This is a genomic window from Stenotrophomonas sp. LMG 10879 (genome assembly GCF_002750935.1).
Lineage (GTDB): Bacteria > Pseudomonadota > Gammaproteobacteria > Xanthomonadales > Xanthomonadaceae > Stenotrophomonas > Stenotrophomonas lactitubi_B.
In genome coordinates this window covers 1-21,498 of the sequence record NZ_PEJT01000018.1, presented here as the reverse complement: position 1 = coordinate 21,498, position 21,498 = coordinate 1, and the positions used below count along the sequence as shown (strand labels likewise).

Below are 21,498 nucleotides of genomic sequence, written 5' to 3'. Positions count from 1 at the left end.
GGAGCTGCCTCGTATCAGAGCGAATCCAGCATCGAATCGGCGTTGGACGGCACCTTCACCTTGCTCTTCTTGGCGAAGGTCACGGCCGACTTGGTCGAGCCGTACAGGCCCTTGATGAAGCCCGGCGATTCCTTGGCAACCCAGGCACCAGCGGCCAGCTTGCGGCCAACGGTGGCCATCTGGGTGGCGCCCAGGTTCTTCATGCCGGCCGCAAAGCCGCTGGCTTCGCCGCTCAGCTTCTGTGCTTCGGCAGCCGAGGCCAGCAGCGAGACCAGGCCTTCGGCGTAGTGCTGCTTGGATTCAGCGTTCAGTTCCGGCTGTGCGGCCTGGCGCTCGTCGATGGCAGCCTGTGCGGCTTCGCTGACCGACACCGACTTCTTCATCGCATCGACGTTCACCGAACCGGACGACAGCGCCTGGCGCTCGGCTTCCAGCAGCTGCACCTGCTCGGCCAGGCCGAAGGCACGGGCGAAGGAGGTCTGCGCCTGCAGCGAGTGCGACTGCGAGCTGACGAAACGACGGACCAGCGCTTCCTGCGCGGCTTCGTCCGGGGCGGCAGCGCTGGTGCTGCTGCTGGAGGTGCCGGTGGCGGCGCCGGCAATGTCCTTCAGCTTGCCGAACTGGGCATGGGCCGACATCGACAGGGTGGCGGCCGCGATGGCAACGACGAGAGCGGTATTACGGATCATGGAAGATTCCTTTGGGAGAGACGGCCGCGATGCGGCACGTGGAAGCAATGGGTGGCGCTGGTCAGCCCACTGGTAGCGCCGGGCCATGCCCGGCGAGCGCAGCGGTAACGTCAGCGGACCGCCTTGACGTTCAGTTCGTTGATCATCTGCTGGGCCGCCTTTTCGGCAGCCAGCTGCAGCGCATTGGTACGGGCGACGGTTTCGTTCGGGCCGGTACCGGAGAACTGCACCGGGCCCACCGACGACACGGTGCGCGGGAAGCGACCGGTCACGTCCAGCACCTTGCCGGTGACGGTGACGAACACGCGGGTGTTGCCGCTGGCCGGATCACGGTCGCGCATGCCGACGTCGAGGGTGCCGACGGCGATGTACGGGATGTTCGCCGCGCGGATGCCGTTGGCGGTATCACGCAGGGTGGCCGGGGACAGATCGTTGCCGGTGCTGAAGTCCTTGCGGATGCGCTCGATGCTGAGCAGGCCGCGCGACTCGCCTTCCACGTATTCGGCTTCAACCACTTCGTAGCCGGCGGCGCTGAAGGCACCGGTCATAGCGGTGTTGACTTCGGCGGCGTTGGCCACCTTCCAGCTGATGTTGTCGCTGCGTGCGGTGGTGCTGCCGCCGCTGGTGACCGACACCGAGCCGTTCTGGTTGATGCTGCCGTTGGTGCTGACCGAGTTGCCGCGGAAGCTGTCGCCTTCACGGGTGTTCTCGCTGTAGCTGCTGCTGGCATCGACGCGACGGTATTCCTTGTCCTGGAACGACTGCACGGTGTCCTGCGAGCGCGCCATGAACAGGAAGGTCAGCAGCGAACGCTGTGCAGCGGTGGCACCGGCCACGGCCGAACCGGCATCCAGCTTGGTCTGCAGCAGCGTGGTGTTGATTTCGGCGCGGACGGTGACGCTGTAGGTCTTGGCCTTCTTGTCTTCGGTGTCCGACAGCGGCACGGCGCTGAGCACGTAGCGGTCGATTTCGCCGAGGAACTCGGCGCGACGCGATTCGAACAGGCGCAGCTTGGCCGCACCGGATTCGGCGATGTACGCCTCCAGTGCATTGGCCTTGGCCTTGTTCAGGGCCTGGGCACGGGTATCGGCACTCAGGCGCAGGCTGTAGCTGGCCGAACCGGTACCGCGCGAGCTGGCGGTCTGCGCGGCGACCGGCGAGGCCACCGCCAGGGCGATGAGGATGAGCAGGATGGTACGCATCAACGACATGATTTGATCAACTCCTGGAGGGCTTGGGTCTGTTGCTGCAGCGGGCGTCCGCCCGGCTTCTGCTCGTCCAGCCAGGCGCGCGAATCGGCACGCTTGGCGGCGGCGCCGGCGAAGGCATCGAAGCCGGCCAGCAGGGTTTCGTAGCTGGCCGACCACTGGTCGACCTGCCACTGCGTGACCGGCACCACCTTGGTGGCGCCCTTGCGCAGCGGTTGTTCGAAGTACACCTTGCCGGAGAACGGCTCGATGACCTTGGCGGTGAAGAAGGCGCCGAACAGCATCGTCTTCATCGCCGGCGTTTCACTGATGACGCCGTTCTTCAGCGCATCCACTTGCAGGCTGATGACGTAGTCCGCCTCGGGAATCTTCAGCTGGTAGACCTTGCCGTCGGCAAAGCGCGCGGCCATGGCACCGCCGATCGCCTGGCCCGAGGCCGGCGGCAGCAGGCCGACACCGGTATTGGACGACAGCGTCTTGGACAGTTCATGGGCCAGCGTGGCACGCAGCGGACCGGCCCACTTCGGGTCGGGCAGCTTGGCCAGCGTGGCGTCGGAGAGGGTCACCGCACCCACCTGCAGGCGACGCGTGGCCGCTTCCGGCAGCTTGGCCTGGGCCAGGGTCGTGGCCAGCACCTGCGACAGGCTGGTATCGGCACCGCCGTACAGCAGATCGGCGACGATCGCGTCGATATCGTCGCTGTCCGGGCGGTACTCCTGCACGTCGATACGCTGCAGGGTGAGCGGATAGGAGGCGATCACCTGGCGCTCGCGGAAATCGAAGAACAGCGCCTGCAGGGCCACTTCCACCAGCACCTTGTACTGGTCGCCGATCGGTTCGACCGACACCAGTTCGCGGTCCAGCGCAGCGGCCAGCACCACGGCACTGGTGGTGCCATCGAGCATCGCCACCGGCTGGTCGATCAGTTCCAGGTTGGCCGGCGCGCGGCGCTTCAGCGCCTGTGCCAGGGTCTGGTTGAGCGGAATCAGGCCACGCTTTTCCAGCACGGCGTGCGCATGCGGGGTGGTTGCCTGTACGGCGGCGGCGTCAGCGGTGTAGGCAAAGCCGGCCCAGTAGGCCTGCTGCGATTTGTCTGCGGCCTGGCTGGCCAACGGCCATACGGCCAGGCACAGGGCATAGGCAAGCAGACGCGCAAAAGCGCGCGGTGCGCTCTTCGTCCTTGAAAACATCCAACCGCTCCTCGGTCATGACACACGAAAGACAGGCGTGAACACGCCCGCTGGGCGCGAAACATAGCCGCTCCGGGGCAAACCGACAAGTGCTGACCTTGTCGGCTTCAATTTTCCGACGGCAGGCCGGCCCGTTGCCGCAGCAGGGTCCGCTCTGCCTGGTTCTGGCTCAGAGCCGCTGCCGAGGCGAATGCGTCACGTGCATCCTGCTCCCGCCCCAGTTGCTGCAGCAGCTCACCCCGCACCACCAGCAGCGGTGCATAGCCCTGCAGGCGCGGTTCGTCCAGCAAGGGCTGCAACAGCGCCCACGCCGCGAACGCACCTTCGCTGCGCGACACCGCCACCACCCGGTTCAATGCCACCACCGGCGACGGCATCACCTGCAGCAACTGCGCATACAGTGCGGCGATCCGCGCCCAGTCGGTGTCTTCGGCGCGACGCGCACTGGCGTGGCAGAAGGCGATCCTCGCCTGCAGCACATACGGATCATCGCCGCCGCCTGCCGACACCGCGCGCGCCAATGCCTGCTGGCCGCGTTCGATCTGCAGCCAGTCCCAGTGCGCCCGGTTCTGCTGGTCCAGCAGGATCGGCGCGCCCTGCGCATCCACCCGGGCCGCCGCGCGCGAGGCCTGCAGTTCCATCAGCGCCAACAGACCCAGCACCGAAGGCGCCGGCATCCGATGGGCCAGAATGCGCGCCAGCCGCAGCGCCTCGGCACACAGTGCCGGTCGCATCCAGTCGTCGCCGGCGCTGGCCGCATAGCCTTCGTTGAATACCAGGTAGATCGCCTCCAGCACCGACGCCAGTCGTTCCGGCAATGCTTCGGCACGCGGCACTTCGTAGGGCACCTGCTTCTGCGCCAACGTACGCTTGGCCCGCACGATGCGCTGGGCGATGGTCGGCTCCGGCTGCAGGAACGCGCGGGCGATCTCGATCGTGGTCAACCCACCCAGCAGGCGCAGGGTCAGCGCTACCCGCGCGTCGGCAGGCAGGACGGGATGGCAGGCCACGAACATCAGGCGCAGCAGGTCATCGCCGATGTCATCTTCCAGGGCCTGGCTGTCGTCGGGCGCGGGCAATGCGGCCGGATGCAGCTCCTCTCCCCATTGCGCATGCTGCTGCGCCACCCGCTGGTGCTGGCGCAGCACATCAATGGCACGGTTGCGCGCGGTGGTCATCAACCAGGCTCCGGGATTGTCCGGGATGCCCTGCACCGGCCAGCGCTCCAGCGCGGCCAGCCAGGTGTCCTGGGCCAGCTCTTCGGCGCGGCCGACGTCGCCGCCGAGCAGGCGCGCGAGGCGCGCGATCAACACTGGCGATTCCATCCGCCAGAGGGTGTCCAGGCGCTGGCTCAGGGCGGGCTCGTGCATGCAGCGATCACAGCATGCGGGCCCGGCCGGCACAAGCACCGGCGTTCACGCGTCCACGATCGGCTTGAAGCCGCCCCAGAACATGCGCTTGGTATCGAATGGCATGTCCTTGGGGCCGATATGCGCCAGCCGCGGGTCGGCCATCACCTTCTTGTTGATGCGATCACGCGCCGCGCGCGTGCGGAACACCACGAAGGCCACGATCACCGTTTCGCCCGGCTTGAGTTTCACCGCCTGCGGGAACGAGGTCGATTTCCCGGGCTGCACGTCATCGGCCACGCATTCCATGTACTGCAGCGCGCCATGGTCCTTCCACACCGCGCCGGCCTGGCGGGCAAGGCGGCGATAGGCCGCCACCTTGTCCTGCGGGCACGGCAGCACGTAAGCATCCACGTAAGCCATGGGGATTCTCCCTGCGGCGGCCGGTCAGCCCGGCTCGCCGTCCATGTGTGCGATTTCCCAGAGATGCCCATCCAGGTCCTGGAAACCGCGCTGGTACATGAAGCCGTAGTCGCGCGCCGGCTGCGGTTCGCTGGCACCGGCAGCCAGCGCCTTGTCGACCATGGCATCCACCGCCGTGCGGCTGTCGGCCGACAGGCAGGTGATCACCTCGGTCTGGGTGTGCGCATCGGCAATCGCCTTGGTGGTGAACTGCTTGAAGAACGGCTGGGTCAGCAGCATCACGAAGATGCTCTCGCTGATGACCATGCAGGCCGCATCATCGTTGGTGAAGGTCGGGTTGAAGCTGTAGCCCAGCGCGGCGAAAAAGGCCTTGGACGCGTTCAGATCCTGCACGGGCAGGTTGACGAAGATCATCTGCGGTTGCGGTGCACTCATCGGTAAAGTTCCTTGTGGATGAAGGAAAAAGGGATCAGGGCTGCTTCATGCAGTTGACCATCCACGGCTTGCCGTAACGGTCGGTCAACATGCCCCAGCGGTGCGCCCAGAAGGTTTCGGCGATCGGCATCTGCACCTGGCCGCCCTCGGCCAGCGCGGCGAACACGCGTTCGGCTTCTTCGATACTGTCCACGTCGACGTTGATGGTGGTGGAACCACCCTCGCCGCCGCCGGGGCCGTCGGCCGCCATCACGATCGCGCTGCCGATCTCCAACTGGCTGTGGGCCACATGGTCGAGCGTGTCGGCCGGCATCTCATTGCAGCCCGGCGAACCGTCGGACGGCGGCATGTCGCGGTACTTCATTTCCGAGGTGACCTGGCCGCCGAGTGCTTTCGCATAGAACGCCATCGCGTCGTGGGCCTGGCCGCTGAAGCCAAGGAAGGGAATCAGTTTCATGGCATTGCTCCGTTGTACGTTTCAGGGCGGTAGCGCCGGGCCATGCCCGGCGGAGAAATGGATCGAATCAACCTTCCAGCTGTGCACGCAGACGCTGTTCCTGCTGCTGTAAGTCGGGGGTGAAGGCTTCACCGAAGTCTTCGGCGGTGATCAGCGGGCGCAGCTCCAGCGCACCGCCTGCGCCGAAGGGCGCACGACTGGCCCATTCGGTGGCTTCGTCCAGCGAGCGCACGTCCCACAGCCAGAACCCGGCGATCTGCTCGCCGGCCGGACCGAACGGGCCGGTCTCGACCCGCGGCGCGCCGCTGCCGAAATGAATGCGGCGGCCGCGCTGGGTGGCATGCAGACCTTCCCCGGCGAGCATGATGCCGGCGGCCACCAGTTGTTCGTTGTAGGCGCCCATGGCGGCCAGTTCCTGTTCACTGGGCATGCGCCCGGCTTCGGAATCGGAGTTGGCTTTGACGATCACCATCACTTTCATTGCGGTCTCCGCTGGGCTGCGGGTGCGTGCCCTTCTCTGGTACGACGAACCACGGTCGCGGGAATCGACACCGTCGTGCGAATTATTTTTTCTGCGGAAGGCGCGCCTTCGGCGGGGATCGGCGAACGGCGGAGCCCCTCCGTGGTGGGGTGGGTTGATCGCTGAAAGCTGGGTTTCTGAGTGAGGGCTGGGCGGGTGGAATTGGCGGGGACGCCGTGAATCCGTCCTTGGAGGCTTAGCCGCGCCATCCATGGCGCGGATACCCCGCCAACCCCACCCGCCCAGCCCCAGACAGATTCCGGTGGCCGAACCACCACGGGAAGATCAAGAAAAAAGGCAGAAGCAACAGCAACAGCAACAGCAACAGCGGTTGGCTGGCTGCCTTGGCTTTGCGAGCGAAGCGACCCGCGTTTGCCTTTTCCTGTGATTTCCCGTGGTGGACGCCGCAGGAACCTGTCCGTGGCCGGGCGGGTGGGTTGCGCAGGGGCGTAAGCGCCATGGATGGCGCGCCCGAGCCTACAGGGACGTATTCACGGCGTCCCCTGCGCAGCCCACCCGCCCGGCCAACCCACAGAGATGCAGCTCTTCACGACCAACCGCCACCACGGAGGGGCCCCGCCGTTCGCCGATCCCCGCCGAAGGCGCGCTTCCCGCTCTGCCTTTCGCAGTGCAGCATGCCCCCGCGCAAACCTGCGCGATCATGGACCCTCGCCCCCGCCAGGACTCCGCCATGCAGCAGTATCTGCTTCTGATCTACATCGACCCGTCACTGCTGCGCACCCTGCCCATCGACGACTTCAACACGTTGATGCGCGACTGCCTCGCCCACGCCGACAAACTACAGGCCGAGGGCACGTTGCTGGCCGCGCAGAAACTGCAGCCGATCGAATCGGCGCAGACCCTGCGCGTGCGCGATGGCCACAGCCGGGTGCTCGATGGCCCCTTCGCCGAAACCCGCGAACTGCTGGCCGGCTTCAACCTGATCGTCGCCCACGACCGCGATGAGGCCATGCGTATCGCGCAGGGGTTCCCGTGGGCACGCTTCGGCAGCATCGAGGTGCGGCCGCTGGAGGACATGGACGCCGAGCGCGAACGCTGCGGCGCCCCCGCTGCGGCTATGGCAGCAGCCGTACCCTGATCTCGCGCGGGCCTACGCCTTCGTTGCCGCTGTAATCGCGCGCGCTGGCACGCACGATGTACTCGCCCGGCGGCAACGCCGCCGGCTGCCAGCGACCGGTTTCCATCAGGCCATCGCGCACGGTGTTGGTCACCAGATAACGGAAGCGGGTGACCGCACTGCCGTGCACGGTGATGCCGCTGTCGGGTGCGTAAGCCACTTTCACCGCCTGCTTCTGCGGCGGCATGCGGTTGAAGACGATGTTCCAGCGCGGTTGCTCGTAGCCCTGCAGTGGCTGCCCGGCGGCATCCAGGATCTGGTAGCCCACCTGGTACGGCCCCAGCCGGCGACGCGGCAGGTTGTTGTCCACCTGGTCCCAGGCTTCTACCACGATCTGCACGCCACGTCCCTGCCGGGCCAGCATTACCACGCCATCGCTGCCGGCAGCCAGCGGCTGGTCGTTGTCGTCCAGCAGCGCCACCTCGGTGATGCGCGGTGCGAAATGGTCGGCGTAGTCCTTGAACCCCAGCGCCACCGCATTGGTCTCGAAACCGCCATTGCCCACGGCCAGGTGCACGTGCGCCTGGCTGTTGATGCTGCCCAGACGGTCGCCCACGTGGATGCGCGTACCACGGCGCACGCGGATGCGCTCCAGCGTGCCGTCTTCGGCGTACAGCGGCTGCCAGCGCGTGTCGAACGGTTCGCCGCGTGGCGTACGACCGACGCGCATATGGATGTACTTCAACCGGTCCACGGCCAAGCCTTCAGCCTGCCCGCCCAGGCTCCAGGCGGCGATCGGGCTGCTGATCTTGCCCTCGGCAATCGCCAGCACGGTCTGGCCGACATCGCCGCGCACGTCAAAGCCGCCGTGCAGGTGGTGGCGGCTCTCACCCTGGAAGGTGCCACGCACCTCGCCGAGCGTGCCGACCACTTCATGCCAGCCGTCCTGTGGTGCCAGTGGCCAGCGCCCGCCGCTGTCCGGCAGCGCCGCGTCGGAGGCCGGGCCCACCAGCGCCGGTGCAGGCAGTTCACCCACCGGCAGCGGGCGCAGGCGATGCAGGCGATAACCTGCGGAGTCGGCGACCAGCAGAGCACCGTCGGCCTCCACGGCCAGGCCACTGGGCCGCGCCAGCCGCGGCAGGCGGTCGTTGCCCAGCAGCGCCAGTTGATGGCCCTGCGGGGTCACCTGCACGATGCGCCCGTCCAGGTCGCCCACATACAGCACACCGTCGTGCGTGGTGGCCAGTGACAGCGGGCCGTTGATGACCTCACCCCTGCCGACTGCGGTACTGACCGTGCCATCGGCACCGACACGGCGGATCGCGTTGTTGAACAGATCGGCCACCAGCAGTGCGCCGTGCGCATCGAAGGCCAGCGCCACCGGCGTGTCGAAGCGCGCGTCAATACCGGGCGCATCGGCGAAGCCCGGGCGGTCGCCGCCGGCCAGCGTACGCACGTTGCCATCGGTGCCGATCACGCGGATGCGGTCGTTCCAGGTATCGGCCACATAGACCTGCCCCTGCGCATCCACGGCGATGCCCATCGGCCCATCGAAACGCGCCTGTGCGGCAGGACCATCGGCGAAACCCTGCTGGCCACCGGCCAGCGTCGTCACCTGTCCATCGGTGCTGATGCGCCGGATCGCATGATTGCCGGTGTCGGCCACATACAGATTGCCCCGTGCATCGGCGGCAATACCCGAAGGGGTGTTGAAACTCGCCTGCAGGGCAGGCCCATCAACACGACCCTCGCCCTGCCCCGCGACCGTTTCGATACGACCATCGGGCAGGCGACGGCGGATGCGGTTGTTGTCACCGGCATCGGTGAAATAAACGCTGCCATCGGCACTGCCCAGCAGTGCGTAGGGATCGGCGAAGCGTGCCTGCGCCGAGGCGCCATCGCGATCACCCGGATGACCGTCGCCGGCCAGCAGCTCGATCTGTGCGGTCCACGCCAGCGGCGTCGGTACAGGGCCAGCCGGCACCTGCGGACCGGAGGCGGGGAATTCCCACCAGGTTGCCGCCAGGGCCACCGCTGTTGCCACCACCACCGCGCCCACCGCCATCCCTTGCCACCGCGCCATCGTTCCGTTTGCCTGTGCTTGCATGAAGAGGCACGAACGATAATCGCTGCGCCCGTGCAGCGCCATGGCCGATGGTCAGGGCCGATGGTCAGGGCAATCTCACAGCGCTTGTCCTGCGCTGCCACAGCAGGTTCAATGTCCACTCCATGGACGGAGGCCCACCATGCCCCGCTGCACCCCACTTTTCATGCTGCTGTTTGTCGCGCTGACCAGCACGCCTGCCCTGGCCAACGTGCCGCGGACTGCCGCTTCCACCTCGCAGCCTCCGTCCGATGCGGCGATGGATGCTGCGCATGCCGCGTACGCGCAGCAATGGGATACGGCCATCGAACAGTCGCGCAGCGGCAATACGCTGGCCGCGTTGATCGCCATGCAACGGCTGATGGACAGCCCACTGCTGGCCGACTTCGATGCCGAGCGCCGCGGCCGCGCCGCGCAGTTTGCCGGCTGGACGGCGGCCATGCAGAAGCAACCGGCGCTGGCACGGCGCTATCTGCAGCAGGCGCTGCTGGCGTTGCCGGGCGATGCAAGCATCCTGACCACGCTGGTGTCGCTGGACCTCAACGATGACAATCCGGCAGCGGCAGTCGAGCATCTGACACAGGCGCTGGCGCGTGCCGACGGCCCGCTGGCGATCGATCACCACACCATCAGCTACCTGCAGTACCACCTGCGCGAGCAGCCCGCGCAGCGCATGGCGCTGCTGCAGGCGCTGTTCGACAACGGCTGGAAGAGCGGCGGCAGCGAACCCACCGGCCTGTGGCTGGCGCTGGCGACGCTGCAGGCCGACAACGGTCGCGGCGATGCCATTCCAACCACGCTGGCCCGCATCGACAGCCCGGCCGAGCTGATCCGCTTGCGCAGCGACAAGCGCTTCGACCGTTACGTGGACCGCCGCGATGCACGCTTCGATCCGGTCAAGGCCGCGCAGGTCCATCTGGACACCCTGCGCGTATCGGGCCTGCTGGATCGTGAGCTGGATGCACGCCTGGTGGATTTCAGCAGCACGCTGCTGATGCTGGACCGCAACGAGGAAGTCCTGGCGCTGACCGATGACCTGGCCCAGGCCGCCGCGGAAGGACAATCGCCGCCCGCTGTCAAAGCGGAGTGGCTGGCGTGGCTGCTCAACAGCCGCATCGCAGCGCTGCGACGCCTGGAGCGTACCGATGAGGCGCTGGCGACGGCGAAGCTGGCCGCCCGCATCGGCGCACTCGGCCCCGATGGTCTGGAGCATCAGATGAACGTGGCCTTCGTGCTCAACTCACTCGGCAAGACGCAGGAAGCAGAGGCCGCGATGGCCACATTGACCGGTCTGAGCGGCTATGGCCAGGCCGCACAGGCCTTGATCCATTTCGTCGCCGCCCGCCAGCGTGGTGATGCCACCGCTGCCGCCGCCGCACGTGCTGTCATCGTCGCCCAGCGCCAGGACGCCCGGCTCTTCTATCGCGAGATGCTGCTGGAAGAAGGGGATCTGGATGGAGCCGCCGTCGCGCTGATCGAGCAGCTGCGCTCGCCGCTGGAACGCAGCGACGCGCTGGCCAGCCTGCAGGACATGCGCGTGTATCCGTCGTTGCCGGGCGATGTACGCATCGATGCCGCTTGGCGCGAACTCAAGCAGCGTGCCGACGTGCAGGCCGAAGTCTCTCGCGTTGGTCGCATCGAGCGCTACGACCTGGTGGGCAGCGCCACCTCGCGCTGAGCTGATGTCCTGTAGCGCCGAGCCCATGCTCGGCTCCCCGTGCGAGCAGCCGAGCATGGGCTCGGCGCTACAACACCACTGCACTTCCTAGCGCGCCGGCACCTCGGTACGGATGCCCATCGCCTCACGGTAGCGCGCATACAGCGCCATCACCTTGTCCACGTAGGCCAGGGTTTCGGCATACGGTGGCACGCCCTTGTAGCGTGCCACCGCACCGATGCCGGCGTTGTAGGCCGCCGCCGCCAACGGACGGTCGCCGTTGTAGCGGCGCAGCAGCGCGCGCATGTAGCGGGCGCCGCCATCAATGGACTGCTGCGGCGAGAACGGGTCGCGCACGCCGTATTCCACTGCGGTATCGGGCATCAGCTGCATCACGCCCTGCGCGCCCTTGCTGGACACCGCCAGCGCGTCGAAATTGCTTTCGGCATGGGCGATCGCCCGCAACCAGGCATCGTCAACACCGGTGGCCTTGGCCGCCGCCTTGAACTGTTTGGCGTGCTGGGCCAGCTGAGGCTTGCCGATCTTGCCGAGGCCTTCATGCGCCGGTTCGCCGGGTGGCGTGGCCACGGTGAACTTCAGGAATATGCGCGAGCCGGGCAGGTTGCGGGTGGAATAGACAAGCTTGCCGTCCTGCTCGCGCTCGTACAGCACGCCACTGAACACGCCCATGTTGCCCCACAGGTTGGGTGTCTGCACGGCGCTGTCGTCGATTTCCTTTGGCGTGCACCGCGAGCCGGGCTCCGGTGCGGTGGCCAGGCTGACCGTGTTGCCCTGTACGCAGCGGTAGACCGTGCGCGCAGCGGCCAGCCCTGGCCACAGGCCAGACAGCAGCAACAGCGCGACGAGGGCGGGACGGAGGGACATGGCGGCCGGATGATCCGGCGGCGGCCGCTAACAATGAGTGAATGGGGGTTTGGCCGGGCGGCGCCCGGCACCCGCAGAGGCAACGGCAACGGCAACGGCCGAGGCAACAGCGGGCATCCCGTGGGATGGCGGGGCGGGTCCGGTGGCGGGGGCCGCTGCAAGTACGTCCATGTAAGCTCGGTCGCCGCATCCATGCGGCTCACGCCCCCGCAACCGGACCCACCACGCCTTCGACAGATTTCCGCGATCTGCCGGAATGGCATGGCCTGCTCTTGGTGGGTGTCGACCTTGGTCGACACATGGATTCACGCCATGTGTGGATGGGTCTTCCCGACTAGCGTGCCATCTTCCGCCGCAGCCAGTAGCCCGCGCCCAGCAGCACAAACCATGCAGGGCTGGCCACCAGCGCCTGGCGGGTGTCGGCCTGCAGGCTCAGCAGCACCAGCACGGCGGCGAAGAAGACCAGGCAGGCCCAGCACATCGCCACGCCACCGGGCATCTTGAAGATCGAGGCCGCATGGCGCTCCGGGTAGCGACGGCGGTAGACCATGTAGGCCACCAGGATCAGCGACCAGACGAAGATGAACAACACTGTCGCCAGGGTCGTCACCAGGGTGAAGGCGGTCACCAGGTTGGGGATCAGGTAGATCAGCAGGGTGCCGCCCAGCAGGCACAGGCAGGAGAACAGCAGGCCTCGTGCCGGCACCGCTGCGCGCGAGAGCTTGGACAGGCCGCGCGGTGCATGGCCTTCCTCGGCCAGGCCGAACAGCATGCGGCTGGTGGAGAAGATGCCGCTGTTGGCCGACGACGTGGCCGAGGTCAGCACCACGAAGTTGATCAGGCTGGCGGCGGCGGGAATGCCCGCCAGCACGAACAGCTGCACGAACGGGCTCTTGTCCGGCACCACCTGGCGCCACGGGGTGACGGCCATGATCGCGATCAGCGCCAGCACGTAGAAGATGATGATGCGCACCGGGATCGAGTTGATCGCCTTGGGCAGGTTGCGCTCCGGGTCGGCCGTTTCCGCAGCGGTGGTACCCACCAGTTCGATGCCGACGAAGGCGAACACCGCGATCTGGAAGCCGGCGAAGAAACCGACCAGGCCCATCGGGAACATGCCGCCGTCATTCCACAGGTTCGACAGCGCTGCGGTATGCCCGCTCGGCGAGGTGAAGCCCCACGCCACCAGCCCGGCACCGGTGATGATCAGCGCGCAGATCGCCACGATCTTGATCAGCGCGAACCAGAATTCCATTTCGCCGAACAGCTTCACCGTCACCAGGTTCAGTGCCAGCAACAGCAGCACACAGGCCAACGCGGGTATCCATGCATCCAGTCCGGGGAACCAGAACTGCGCATAGGCGGCGATGGCGATCACATCGGCGATGGCGGTGACGATCCAGCAGAACCAGTACGTCCAGCCACAGAAGAACCCGGCCCACGGCCCGAGCAGGTCGGTGGAGAAATCGATGAAGGATTTGTACTGCAGGTTGGACAGCAGCAGCTCGCCCATCGCGCGCATCACGAAGAACAGCATCGCGCCGATGATCAGGTAGACGAACACGATGGACGGGCCAGCCAGGCTGATGGTCTTGCCCGAGCCCATGAACAGGCCGGTACCGATGGCACCGCCGATGGCGATCAGTTGCAGGTGGCGGTTGGACAGGCTGCGGCGCAGGTGCTCGGGGGGCGTGGCGGGCTCGGTCATGGGCGCGGAAGGAGGCGGGCGAAGCATTCGACGGTAGTCCTCCGGCTGCCACAACGCCAGCGCCGGACGGCCCAGGGCCGTCAGCAAGTGTCACTTTCACCACAATGTGACCCATTACCGCATTTGTCCCATTCCGCCCAGCCCGGCGCCGTGTTCATATACCGCCATCGCCCAAGGACCGGCCCCGCCCATGTGCCCAGCCCTGCACACCTCTCTGGAGCCCCGGTCATGAGCCGACTGCGGGTCATCATCGGCGGTACCGTACTGGCCGTGCTGGCCGCTGCGTTGCCGATCGCGGTCATGGTCTATGCCACCTGGGACCGCGCCGTCAGCGTCGAGCAACAGCGCCTGCATGCCATCGCCGATCGCACCCTGCGCCGCACCGAAGTGTCCTACCAGGAAGCGCTTGCCGCATTGAAGTCGGCGGAGGCCACGGTGCTGCCGGCCTGCGGGGCCGAACACATCCAGCGCATGCAGACGCTGGTGATGACCACCCCGTCGTCCGACCAGATGGGCTACTTCGAGGGCGGCAAGCTGCGCTGCACGTCGTGGGGGCCGTTCCAGCGGGACGTGGACCAGCCCACGCCGGACCACGTCACCAGTGATGGCGCCGGCATCACCGTCGATGTGCGCCCCGAGGCGGCCGGCCGGCGGCCGATGCTGTCCATGATGTACGGCTCCTACGACGTGCTGGTCGACCCTCGGCGCTTCGTCGACGTCATCGTCGATCCGGACGTGCGGCTGGCCCTGGCAAGCCCGGATGGGCGGCTGCTGACCCAGCAGGACGGCATGGACCCGACCCTGTTGCAGAAGCTGCTGCGCGAACCCGGCGAGGGGCTGGACCGCGACACGCTGTACGCCAGCGCGCGCAGCGGGGAATGGCTGGCGATCGCCACGGCACCGCGCACCGCGCTGGCCGCTACCTTCCGGCAGCAGGCGTGGTTGTTCGTGCCCTTGGGACTGCTGATGGCCGCCGCCGGTGCCGGCCTGGTGATCTGGCTGTCGCGGCGACGGCTGTCGATGCGCGGCGAACTGGGCATCGCCATCCGCCGCCGCGAACTCTACCTGCACTACCAGCCGATCATCGAACTGGACACCGGCATCTGCGTCGGCGCCGAGGCGCTGGTGCGCTGGCAGCGGCCCGACGGCACGCAGGTGCGCCCGGACCTGTTCATTCCCCTGGCCGAGGAGGCCGGGATGATTGCAGCCATCACCGACCTGGTGATCGAGAACGTGGTTGCCGACATGCGTGAACTGCTGGCCGAGGATCGCAGCGCACACATCGCGATCAATCTGGCGGCCGAGGACATCAGCAGCGGGCGGGCGCTGAAGGTGATCTCGCAGCGCATGGCCGGCAGCGGCATCCTGCCACAGCAGATCTGGCTGGAGGCTACCGAACATGGCTTCCTCGATATCGACCGTGCGCGCACCATGCTAGCGGCGGCGCGACGCGCGGGCCACAGCGTGGCCATCGATGATTTCGGCGTCGGCTATTCCAGCCTGCAGTACCTGCAGCAGCTGCCGTTGGATGCGTTGAAGATCGACAAGTCCTTCGTCGATGCAATCGGCACCGAGAGCGCGACCAGCCCGGTCACCCCGCACATCATCGGCATGGCCCGCGAGCTGGGCCTGTGGCTGGTGGCCGAAGGCGTGGAAACCGAGGCGCAGCTGGCCTACCTGCACAGCCAGCACGTGCAGTTCGGCCAAGGCTGGCTGTTCTCGCGACCGTTGCCGCGCGATGAGTTCATCGCTTTCCATCGCAAGCGCCAGCAACAGTACGGCGCGGCGCGGGAGCACATGCAGAATCCGCGTAGCGTGCCGTTCGAGCGTGAGCAGGCGGGGGAGGAGTAGTCGGCGAACGGCGCGGCCCCTCGTGGTGGGTCGCTAAGAGCGGTTCGTGGGTTGGCCGGGCGGGGTGGGTACGCGGGAGACGCCGTGAATCCCCAGACCTGCCCAGCCGCTGGCGGCTGTGCGTTCGAGCGCCTGCGAAGCAGTGCTTCGCAAGCAAAGCGCCCTCACCCATGGAGGCTTGGCCGCGGCATCCATGCCGCGGACACCCCCGCGTACCCACCCCGCCCGACCCGGGACAGATCTCTGCGGCGTTCCACCACGTAAGAGAGAAGAGAAAACAAGAGCGGGTCGCTGCGCTCGCACGTTCTGCTCTCTGTAGTGCCGGCCGCTGGCCGGCAACTCCGTCATTGTTGATCGACGCCTATGCCCAGGCCTTCGGCCGGGCCCATAGCCAGGCTGCACACACCGCCAGCAGCAGCAACGGCAACCACGCCAGGTGCTGGGCGCCGCTGGCCTGCAGCATCAGGCCGCCGCCCACACCGCCGGCGGCGATGGCCAGGTTCCAACCGGTTACCAGCATCGATTGCGCGAGGTCGGCAGCGGCGCCGGCACGGCGGGCCAGTGCGGTCTGGAACAGGGTTGGCACGGCACCGAACGCGACGCCCCACAGGATCGTCACCAGCAGCAGCACGGCCGGTACGCCCGGCCACAGCAGCAGCGAAACCACTGCCATCACGAAGCCGATCACGCTGGCCCATACAAGCGCACGCAGATGGCGGTCCACGCCCCAGCCGGCAATGGCGATGCCCACGATCGCGGCGATGCCGAACGCCAGCAGCAGCCGGTCCAGCCAGCCGCCCGCGCCGGCCTGCACCGCCAACGGCTCGATGTAGGTGTACAGCACATTGTGCGCCAGTACGTACAGCACCATCACCAGCAGCGTGCTGCGGATGCCGGGCATGCGCCAGACCGAACCCAGCGACATTCGCCGGCCTGCGCCGGCCGCCGGCAATGCGGGCAGCGCCCAACGCGCGTAGCCGAGCAGCAGCACCGCCAGCACGCTCATCAACGCGAACGCCCAGCGCCAGCCGATCTGCTGGCCCAGCAACGTGCCGGCCGGCACCCCCAGCGACAACGCCAGCGGCGAGCCGATCATCGCCACCGCGATCGCCCTGCCCTGCAGTTCCGGCACCACCATGCGCGCGGCATAGCCGGCCACCAGCGACCACAGCAGGCCCGCGCCCACGCCGGCCAGGAAGCGCGCCACCAGGGTCAGCATGTAGTCGTGGCTCAGCGCGGTCACGGTGTTGACCACCATGAAGCCGGCAATCGCCGCCAGCAGCAGCGGACGACGCGGCAGGCGCTGGGTGAGCGCGGTCATCGGCAACGCAGCCAGCAGCGAGCCCAGTGCGTACACGCTCACCAGCTGCCCTGCCGCCGCGTCGCTGACGCCGAGACTGTCGCCCATCGGCCGCAGCACGCCGGCGGGCAGCGTTTCGGTCAACAGGGTGATGAAGCCACCACCGGCCAAGGCCAGCAGGCCACGCCACGGCAGGCGCGTTGCCTCACCGGCCGGTGCCCCGGCGTCGATCGCGTGGCCGCTCATCGCGCCGTCTCCAGATCGGCGTATACCGCATCGCGCAGTTCATCCACGAACGCACCGTGCATGCCTTCGTACAGCGTGTTGGTCAGCGCGACCACGCTCAGGCCGCGCGCCGGATCGACGAACCAGCTGTGGCCGTAGGCACCGCCCCAGCGCCATGTGCCCACGGTCTGTGGTGTGCCGCTGGCTGCGGCATCACGCAGCACGGCAAAGCCCAGGCCGAAGCCCCAACCGGGTGGATCGACTGGTCCCAGCTCGCCCAACTGAGGCATTCCCATCTGTGCCATCAAACTGTCGGGCAGCAACTGTGAGACACGCGAATCGCGCAGTGCCTCCAGCACGGTCATCACCTCGTCAGCGGTGCCCACCAGCCCTGCGCCGGCCGACGGATAACGGTGCGGATCGGTCGCACGTGCCAGGCTGTATTCGATACCTACCGAGCCCTCGAAGGCAGGCACCACCTCGCCCTCCTGCAAGCGATGCGGCTGCGGCAGGTCACTGACATACGGCGTCGCCAGGCGGCCACCGTCGCTGGTGGCAAACGCGGTATCGCGCAGGCCCAGCGGCTGCACCAGCAGCCGGTCGAACAACGCCTGCAACGTCTCGCCTGTCGCTGCTTCAGCCACCGCGCCAGCCACGTCCACGCCCAGCGAGTACAGCCACTGGCTGCCCGGTGCGAACAGCAGCGGCGCCTGCGCGATGCGCTGCACGTTCTGCTGCAGCGTCACCGCGTTCGCGTCCATGCCATCGCTCACGCCCGCCTGCGCATAAGGCCCCTCGGCATCGGCTTCCAGGAAGCGGTAGCCCAGCCCACTGCTGTGGCTGAGCAGCTGGCGCAGGCTGATCGATGGCCGGCTGCCGTCGGCCAGTGCCGGGCGGAACGCCGGCAACCAGCGCTGCACCGGCGTATCCAGGTCGAGCACGCCCTCGGCTACCAGCCGCAGGATCACCGTGGTCAGCAGCGGCTTGCTCACCGAAGCCAGCCGGAACAGCTGGTCGCGGCGCATCGGTGTATTCGATTCACGATCGGCCAGGCCACTGGCGCTGGCATGGCGAAGCACGCCGTGCTCGCGCACCAGCACCACCGCACCGACCAGACGCTGCGGGTGCACGGCCTGCAGCAGCGCGCTCACCGCGGGCAGCGCCGGTGCAGTTTCAACAGGAAGGGCGAGGGTCATCGGGGTGATCCGTGGGGAGAGGCCCGCCACGGTAGGCAGCTTCGGCGCCCGCAAAAAGCGGGGCCGGGCTCCGCGCATCATGGACCACACGGTCCGTAATCGGCATGATGCCCGGAACCGTTGGGCCGCAAATACCCGTCTGGGGCCCGCACCGCACTGTTGCAGCGGCTGTGTCACCGGCCGTACCGGCGGCCGCCTACCCTGCCCTCTTTCGCAGCGACCTTCCCCATGTCCGTCCTCGACAACCTGGCCAACCTGCAGACTTTCGTCCACGCCGCAGACACCCGCAGCTTCGTCGACACCGGTCGCGTGCAGGGCATCTCGGCCTCGGCCGCCGGCAAGTGCGTGGCCCGGCTGGAGCACGCACTCGGCGTACGCCTGTTCCACCGCAGCACGCGCAGCATCACCCTCACTGCTGAGGGCCAGCTGTTCCTGGCGCGTTGCCGGCGCATCCTCGACGAGCGCGACGCCGCACGCACCGAACTGGCCCAGCAGCACGCGACGCCCAGCGGCACCCTGCGCATCAGCCTGCCGCTGGTGGGCGACCTCACCCTGCCGCTGATGGCCGAGTTCATGGCCGCCTATCCCGACATCCGCCTGGAGCTGGATTTCTCCGATCGACTGGTCGACGTCATCGAGGAAGGCTTCGACGCCGTGCTGCGCGTTGGCGAGCCCAGCGACTCACGCCTCACCGCGCGCCGCCTTGGTGTGTTCCCCCGCCGTGTGGTTGCATCGCCGGCGTATCTGCAACGGCATGGCGTTCCACGCACGCCGGGCGACCTGCAGCAGCACCGCCTGCTGCATTACCGCTTCCCCAGCAGCGGCAAACTCGAACCGTGGCCGATCCTTTGGCCCGAGGGAGAAACGGCGCAGGAACTGCCGGTGCACCTGGTCGCCAACACCATCGAGGCACGGGTGGCACTGGCACTGCGCGACGGTGGCCTGGCCTTCGTGCCGGTGCATTCGGTGCGCGATGCACTCGCTGACGGCCGGCTGGTCACCGTGCTGGATGAGCACGTGCATTCCTGCGGCACCTTCCACCTGTTGTGGCCGTCGGGCCGACATGTGCTGCCGAAGCTGCGGGTGTTCATCGAATTCGTCGGCGCACGGCTGGATTCGGTGCCGTAACGCAGCGCAGTGGCCGCGACCATTCAGCTCACGGCGCTATACTGCGCACTCATTCCTGCAAGAGGCTCGCGACCAATGCGCCAGTGATGCCGCCGTCTTCGCACTAGACGGCCCGACTCTTCCCGCCCCTGCGCGCAGGGGAGAACCAGGCATCCATGGAGGTCGCATGACTTCGCATTCCCTCACGCTTGATCGCGTGTCGTATCGGTTGGCCGATGGCCGTCCGCTGTTTTCCGATCTGTGCTTTTCCTTCGAACCGGTGGCCACCGGCCTGGTCGGCGCCAATGGTGTCGGCAAGAGCGTGCTCGCGCGCCTGCTCGCTGGCCAGCTGTCGCCTGACGAGGGTCAGGTGCACCGCAGTGGCCAGGTATTCCTGTTGCCTACGCCTGGCTATCCGCCACGTGGCACGGTGGGCGAACTGGCCGGCGTGGGCGCCGAACTGGCGGCGCTGGCGCGCATCGAAGCGGGCAGCGTCGATGCAGCCGACTTCACCTGCATCGGCGACCGCTGGAACCTGCGCGAACGCCTGCAGCAGCAGTGGCAGGCACTGCAGCTGCCGGCCGACCTTGATCCCGCGCAACCCGCCGCGCGGCTCAGTGGTGGCCAGGCGATGCAGGTCGCCCTGTCTGGCGCGTGGGCCAGCGGCGCGGACTGGCTGATCCTCGACGAGCCCAGCAATCACCTCGACGCCCATCATCGCCGCCAGCTGTATGCACAACTGCAGCAGTGGCAAGGCGGCCTGCTGGTGATCAGCCACGACCGCGCCCTGCTTTCGCAGATGGCGCAGATCGTCGAACTGGACGCACACGGACTGCATCGCTATGGCGACCCATGGCAGCACTACGCCGACACCCGTGCCGCCGAACGCGAGGCCGCCGCCGCCCAGCTCGACCACGTCCGCGCCCAGCACCGGCAGCAGCAACGCAGCGCGCGCGAACAGCACGAGCGCCAGCAACAGCGCCAGGCACGCGGCAACCGTGCGGCACGCGAGGCCAACCAGGCGCCGATCCTGCTTGGTCTGCAGAAGCAGCGCGCTGAAGCCAGCCATGGGCGGGCTCGGCAGATCCAGAGCGATCGCCTGCAGGCCAGCGCCGCGCAGGTACGCACCGCCGCCGCAGCGGTGCACGTGGCGCCGGAACTTGCGTTGTTCAGTGGCGAAGGCGAGCGTGGCCAAGCCCGTTTGCTGCAGGCGCATGAGCTGGTGCTGCCGCGCGGCTGTCGGGCACCACTGCAGCTGGAGATCCGTCGTGGCCAGCGCATTGCCGTGGTCGGCGACAACGGCAGCGGCAAGTCGACGCTGTTGCGCGTGCTGGCCGGTGAGCTGGCCGCAGACAGCGGGCAGGTGCAACGGCACGCGCCCTTGGCCCTGCTCGACCAGCAGCTGCTGAATCTGCGCAGCGAAGAGAGCATTCTCGACGCGGTGCAGGCCGGCCATCCCACGGCCGATCCGGCTGAGCTGCGCACACGGTTGGCGTTGCTGGGCCTGGATGCGCAGCGCATCCAGCGCCCGGCCAGCAGCCTCAGCGATGGCGAGCGGGTGAAAGGTGCGCTGGCCAGCGTGCTGTATGCCGATCCTGCCCCGCAGCTGTTGTTGCTGGACGAGCCGGGCAACGCGCTGGACTTGGCCGCGCTGCAGGCGCTGGAAGAACTGCTGGCGGCATGGCCGGGGGCGTTGCTGATGGTCAGCCATGACACCCACCTGCTGCAGGCCCTGCGGCCAACGCAGGTGCTGCAGGTGAGTGATGCAGGTTGGCAGTGGCGCGATGAACTGTAGAGCCGAGCCCATGCTCGGCTCCTGCCGGCTGGCATCCACGCATGGCGTGGATCTACTGGCTGGCAATGCGTCCACGTCCATCGGAAGCGATGCGTTGTAGAGCCGAGCCCATGCTCGGCTCCTGCCGGCTGGCATCCACGCATGGCGTGGATCTACTGGCTGGCAATGCGTCCACGTCCATCGGAAGCGATGAGCTGTAGAGCCGAGATCCTATGTTTGTGGTCAAGCCTGCTGGAAGCAGGCTTGACCCACTTTCAGCATGGATGGATCAAAGTCCCGACCGCTCTTGAAGACGCCCCAGGCGATCTTGGCCAGCTTTCT

18 protein-coding genes are annotated in these 21,498 nt (G+C 67.5%); 5 read left to right on the top strand and 13 right to left on the bottom strand.

All coding sequences use genetic code 11. From position 1 onward, the window contains the following. Positions 1-14: 14 nt before the first annotated feature. The 8 genes from CR919_RS20280 to CR919_RS20245 all read right to left on the bottom strand — a co-directional run bounded on the left by CR919_RS20280 (position 15) and on the right by CR919_RS20245 (position 6,232). The gene (locus CR919_RS20280) at positions 15-689 is read right to left on the bottom strand and encodes a hypothetical protein (RefSeq protein WP_099821557.1); all 675 of its coding nucleotides are present in this window, start codon (positions 687-689) and stop codon (positions 15-17) included. A gap of 110 nt (positions 690-799) precedes the next feature. Next, on the bottom strand, positions 800-1,900 hold the full coding sequence (locus CR919_RS20275) for a hypothetical protein (RefSeq protein WP_099821556.1): 1,101 nt from the start codon (positions 1,898-1,900) through the stop codon (positions 800-802). Further along, positions 1,891-3,087 (bottom strand): hypothetical protein, encoded by a 1,197-nt coding sequence (locus CR919_RS20270; RefSeq protein ID WP_099821555.1) that lies wholly within the window; start codon positions 3,085-3,087, stop codon positions 1,891-1,893. Before CR919_RS20270 ends, CR919_RS20275 begins: the two co-directional genes overlap by 10 nt. Before the next feature lie 107 nt (positions 3,088-3,194). After that, on the bottom strand, positions 3,195-4,457 hold the full coding sequence (locus tag CR919_RS20265) for a sigma-70 family RNA polymerase sigma factor (protein WP_099821554.1): 1,263 nt from the start codon (positions 4,455-4,457) through the stop codon (positions 3,195-3,197). A 45-nt stretch (positions 4,458-4,502) separates the two neighbouring features. Further along, positions 4,503-4,859 carry a DUF1428 domain-containing protein gene (locus CR919_RS20260; protein WP_099821553.1) on the bottom strand — a complete coding sequence of 119 codons (357 nt, stop codon included), beginning with the start codon at positions 4,857-4,859 and terminating at the stop codon, positions 4,503-4,505. A gap of 24 nt (positions 4,860-4,883) precedes the next feature. Beyond that, complete coding sequence (locus tag CR919_RS20255; RefSeq protein ID WP_099821552.1) at positions 4,884-5,294, bottom strand: VOC family protein; 411 nt, start codon at positions 5,292-5,294, stop codon at positions 4,884-4,886. 34 nt (positions 5,295-5,328) lie between these two features. Then, positions 5,329-5,751 (bottom strand): VOC family protein, encoded by a 423-nt coding sequence (locus CR919_RS20250; RefSeq protein ID WP_033830236.1) that lies wholly within the window; start codon positions 5,749-5,751, stop codon positions 5,329-5,331. Positions 5,752-5,818: 67 nt separating this feature from the next. Continuing rightward, a complete protein-coding gene (locus CR919_RS20245; protein WP_099821551.1) occupies positions 5,819-6,232 on the bottom strand; it encodes a YciI family protein in 414 nt (137 codons plus the stop codon). A 730-nt stretch (positions 6,233-6,962) separates the two neighbouring features. Here CR919_RS20245 and CR919_RS20240 point away from each other — a divergent pair. Beyond that, positions 6,963-7,370, top strand: a complete 408-nt coding sequence (locus tag CR919_RS20240) for a YciI family protein (RefSeq protein WP_089238385.1) — start codon at positions 6,963-6,965, stop codon at positions 7,368-7,370. Here the strand turns inward: CR919_RS20240 and CR919_RS20235 are convergent. Continuing rightward, the gene (locus CR919_RS20235; RefSeq protein ID WP_099821604.1) at positions 7,348-9,432 is read right to left on the bottom strand and encodes an SMP-30/gluconolactonase/LRE family protein; all 2,085 of its coding nucleotides are present in this window, start codon (positions 9,430-9,432) and stop codon (positions 7,348-7,350) included. The two genes, CR919_RS20240 and CR919_RS20235, sit on opposite strands and share 23 nt — an antisense overlap. A 163-nt stretch (positions 9,433-9,595) precedes the next feature. On the opposite strand from CR919_RS20235, the gene CR919_RS20230 reads away from it, so the two are divergent. Continuing rightward, entirely contained in the window at positions 9,596-11,131 is a 1,536-nt protein-coding gene (locus CR919_RS20230; protein ID WP_099821550.1) for a hypothetical protein, read from the top strand. A gap of 87 nt (positions 11,132-11,218) precedes the next feature. Here the strand turns inward: CR919_RS20230 and CR919_RS20225 are convergent, their stop codons facing one another. Continuing rightward, entirely contained in the window at positions 11,219-11,995 is a 777-nt protein-coding gene (locus CR919_RS20225; RefSeq protein WP_099821549.1) for a lytic transglycosylase domain-containing protein, read from the bottom strand. A 334-nt stretch (positions 11,996-12,329) separates the two neighbouring features. After that, a complete protein-coding gene (gene cycA / locus CR919_RS20215; protein ID WP_099821548.1) occupies positions 12,330-13,703 on the bottom strand; it encodes a D-serine/D-alanine/glycine transporter in 1,374 nt (457 codons plus the stop codon). 228 nt (positions 13,704-13,931) lie between these two features. On the opposite strand from cycA, the gene CR919_RS20210 reads away from it, so the two are divergent. Next, complete coding sequence (locus CR919_RS20210) at positions 13,932-15,554, top strand: EAL domain-containing protein (protein WP_099821547.1); 1,623 nt, start codon at positions 13,932-13,934, stop codon at positions 15,552-15,554. A 361-nt stretch (positions 15,555-15,915) separates the two neighbouring features. Here the strand turns inward: CR919_RS20210 and CR919_RS20205 are convergent, their stop codons facing one another. Further along, positions 15,916-17,100, bottom strand: coding sequence for an MFS transporter (locus tag CR919_RS20205; protein ID WP_099821546.1), 1,185 nt, complete (start codon positions 17,098-17,100; stop codon positions 15,916-15,918). Then, positions 17,097-18,275, bottom strand: a complete 1,179-nt coding sequence (locus CR919_RS20200) for a serine hydrolase domain-containing protein (RefSeq protein WP_099821545.1) — start codon at positions 18,273-18,275, stop codon at positions 17,097-17,099. The genes CR919_RS20205 and CR919_RS20200 overlap by 4 nt, the downstream gene beginning before the upstream one ends. Positions 18,276-18,503: 228 nt before the next feature. Here CR919_RS20200 and CR919_RS20195 point away from each other — a divergent pair, with 228 nt between their 5' ends. Continuing rightward, positions 18,504-19,403, top strand: a complete 900-nt coding sequence (locus CR919_RS20195; RefSeq protein WP_099821544.1) for a LysR family transcriptional regulator — start codon at positions 18,504-18,506, stop codon at positions 19,401-19,403. Between the two features lie 166 nt (positions 19,404-19,569). After that, the gene (locus CR919_RS20190) at positions 19,570-21,177 is read left to right on the top strand and encodes an ATP-binding cassette domain-containing protein (RefSeq protein WP_099821543.1); all 1,608 of its coding nucleotides are present in this window, start codon (positions 19,570-19,572) and stop codon (positions 21,175-21,177) included. Positions 21,178-21,498: the final 321 nt, after the last annotated feature.

What these genes read in the sequence shown, in the direction of transcription:
- CR919_RS20280 (WP_099821557.1), bottom strand. Translation starts at nt 689, where the DNA reads ATGATCCGTAATACCGCTCTCGTCGTTGCCATCGCGGCCGCCACCCTG.
- CR919_RS20275 (WP_099821556.1), bottom strand. Translation starts at nt 1,900, where the DNA reads ATGTCGTTGATGCGTACCATCCTGCTCATCCTCATCGCCCTGGCGGTG.
- CR919_RS20270 (WP_099821555.1), bottom strand. Translation starts at nt 3,087, where the DNA reads ATGTTTTCAAGGACGAAGAGCGCACCGCGCGCTTTTGCGCGTCTGCTT.
- CR919_RS20265 (WP_099821554.1), bottom strand. Translation starts at nt 4,457, where the DNA reads ATGCACGAGCCCGCCCTGAGCCAGCGCCTGGACACCCTCTGGCGGATG.
- CR919_RS20260 (WP_099821553.1), bottom strand. Translation starts at nt 4,859, where the DNA reads ATGGCTTACGTGGATGCTTACGTGCTGCCGTGCCCGCAGGACAAGGTG.
- CR919_RS20255 (WP_099821552.1), bottom strand. Translation starts at nt 5,294, where the DNA reads ATGAGTGCACCGCAACCGCAGATGATCTTCGTCAACCTGCCCGTGCAG.
- CR919_RS20250 (WP_033830236.1), bottom strand. Translation starts at nt 5,751, where the DNA reads ATGAAACTGATTCCCTTCCTTGGCTTCAGCGGCCAGGCCCACGACGCG.
- CR919_RS20245 (WP_099821551.1), bottom strand. Translation starts at nt 6,232, where the DNA reads ATGAAAGTGATGGTGATCGTCAAAGCCAACTCCGATTCCGAAGCCGGG.
- CR919_RS20240 (WP_089238385.1), top strand. Translation starts at nt 6,963, where the DNA reads ATGCAGCAGTATCTGCTTCTGATCTACATCGACCCGTCACTGCTGCGC.
- CR919_RS20235 (WP_099821604.1), bottom strand. Translation starts at nt 9,432, where the DNA reads ATGGCGCGGTGGCAAGGGATGGCGGTGGGCGCGGTGGTGGTGGCAACA.
- CR919_RS20230 (WP_099821550.1), top strand. Translation starts at nt 9,596, where the DNA reads ATGCCCCGCTGCACCCCACTTTTCATGCTGCTGTTTGTCGCGCTGACC.
- CR919_RS20225 (WP_099821549.1), bottom strand. Translation starts at nt 11,995, where the DNA reads ATGTCCCTCCGTCCCGCCCTCGTCGCGCTGTTGCTGCTGTCTGGCCTG.
- cycA (WP_099821548.1), bottom strand. Translation starts at nt 13,703, where the DNA reads ATGACCGAGCCCGCCACGCCCCCCGAGCACCTGCGCCGCAGCCTGTCC.
- CR919_RS20210 (WP_099821547.1), top strand. Translation starts at nt 13,932, where the DNA reads ATGAGCCGACTGCGGGTCATCATCGGCGGTACCGTACTGGCCGTGCTG.
- CR919_RS20205 (WP_099821546.1), bottom strand. Translation starts at nt 17,100, where the DNA reads ATGAGCGGCCACGCGATCGACGCCGGGGCACCGGCCGGTGAGGCAACG.
- CR919_RS20200 (WP_099821545.1), bottom strand. Translation starts at nt 18,275, where the DNA reads ATGACCCTCGCCCTTCCTGTTGAAACTGCACCGGCGCTGCCCGCGGTG.
- CR919_RS20195 (WP_099821544.1), top strand. Translation starts at nt 18,504, where the DNA reads ATGTCCGTCCTCGACAACCTGGCCAACCTGCAGACTTTCGTCCACGCC.
- CR919_RS20190 (WP_099821543.1), top strand. Translation starts at nt 19,570, where the DNA reads ATGACTTCGCATTCCCTCACGCTTGATCGCGTGTCGTATCGGTTGGCC.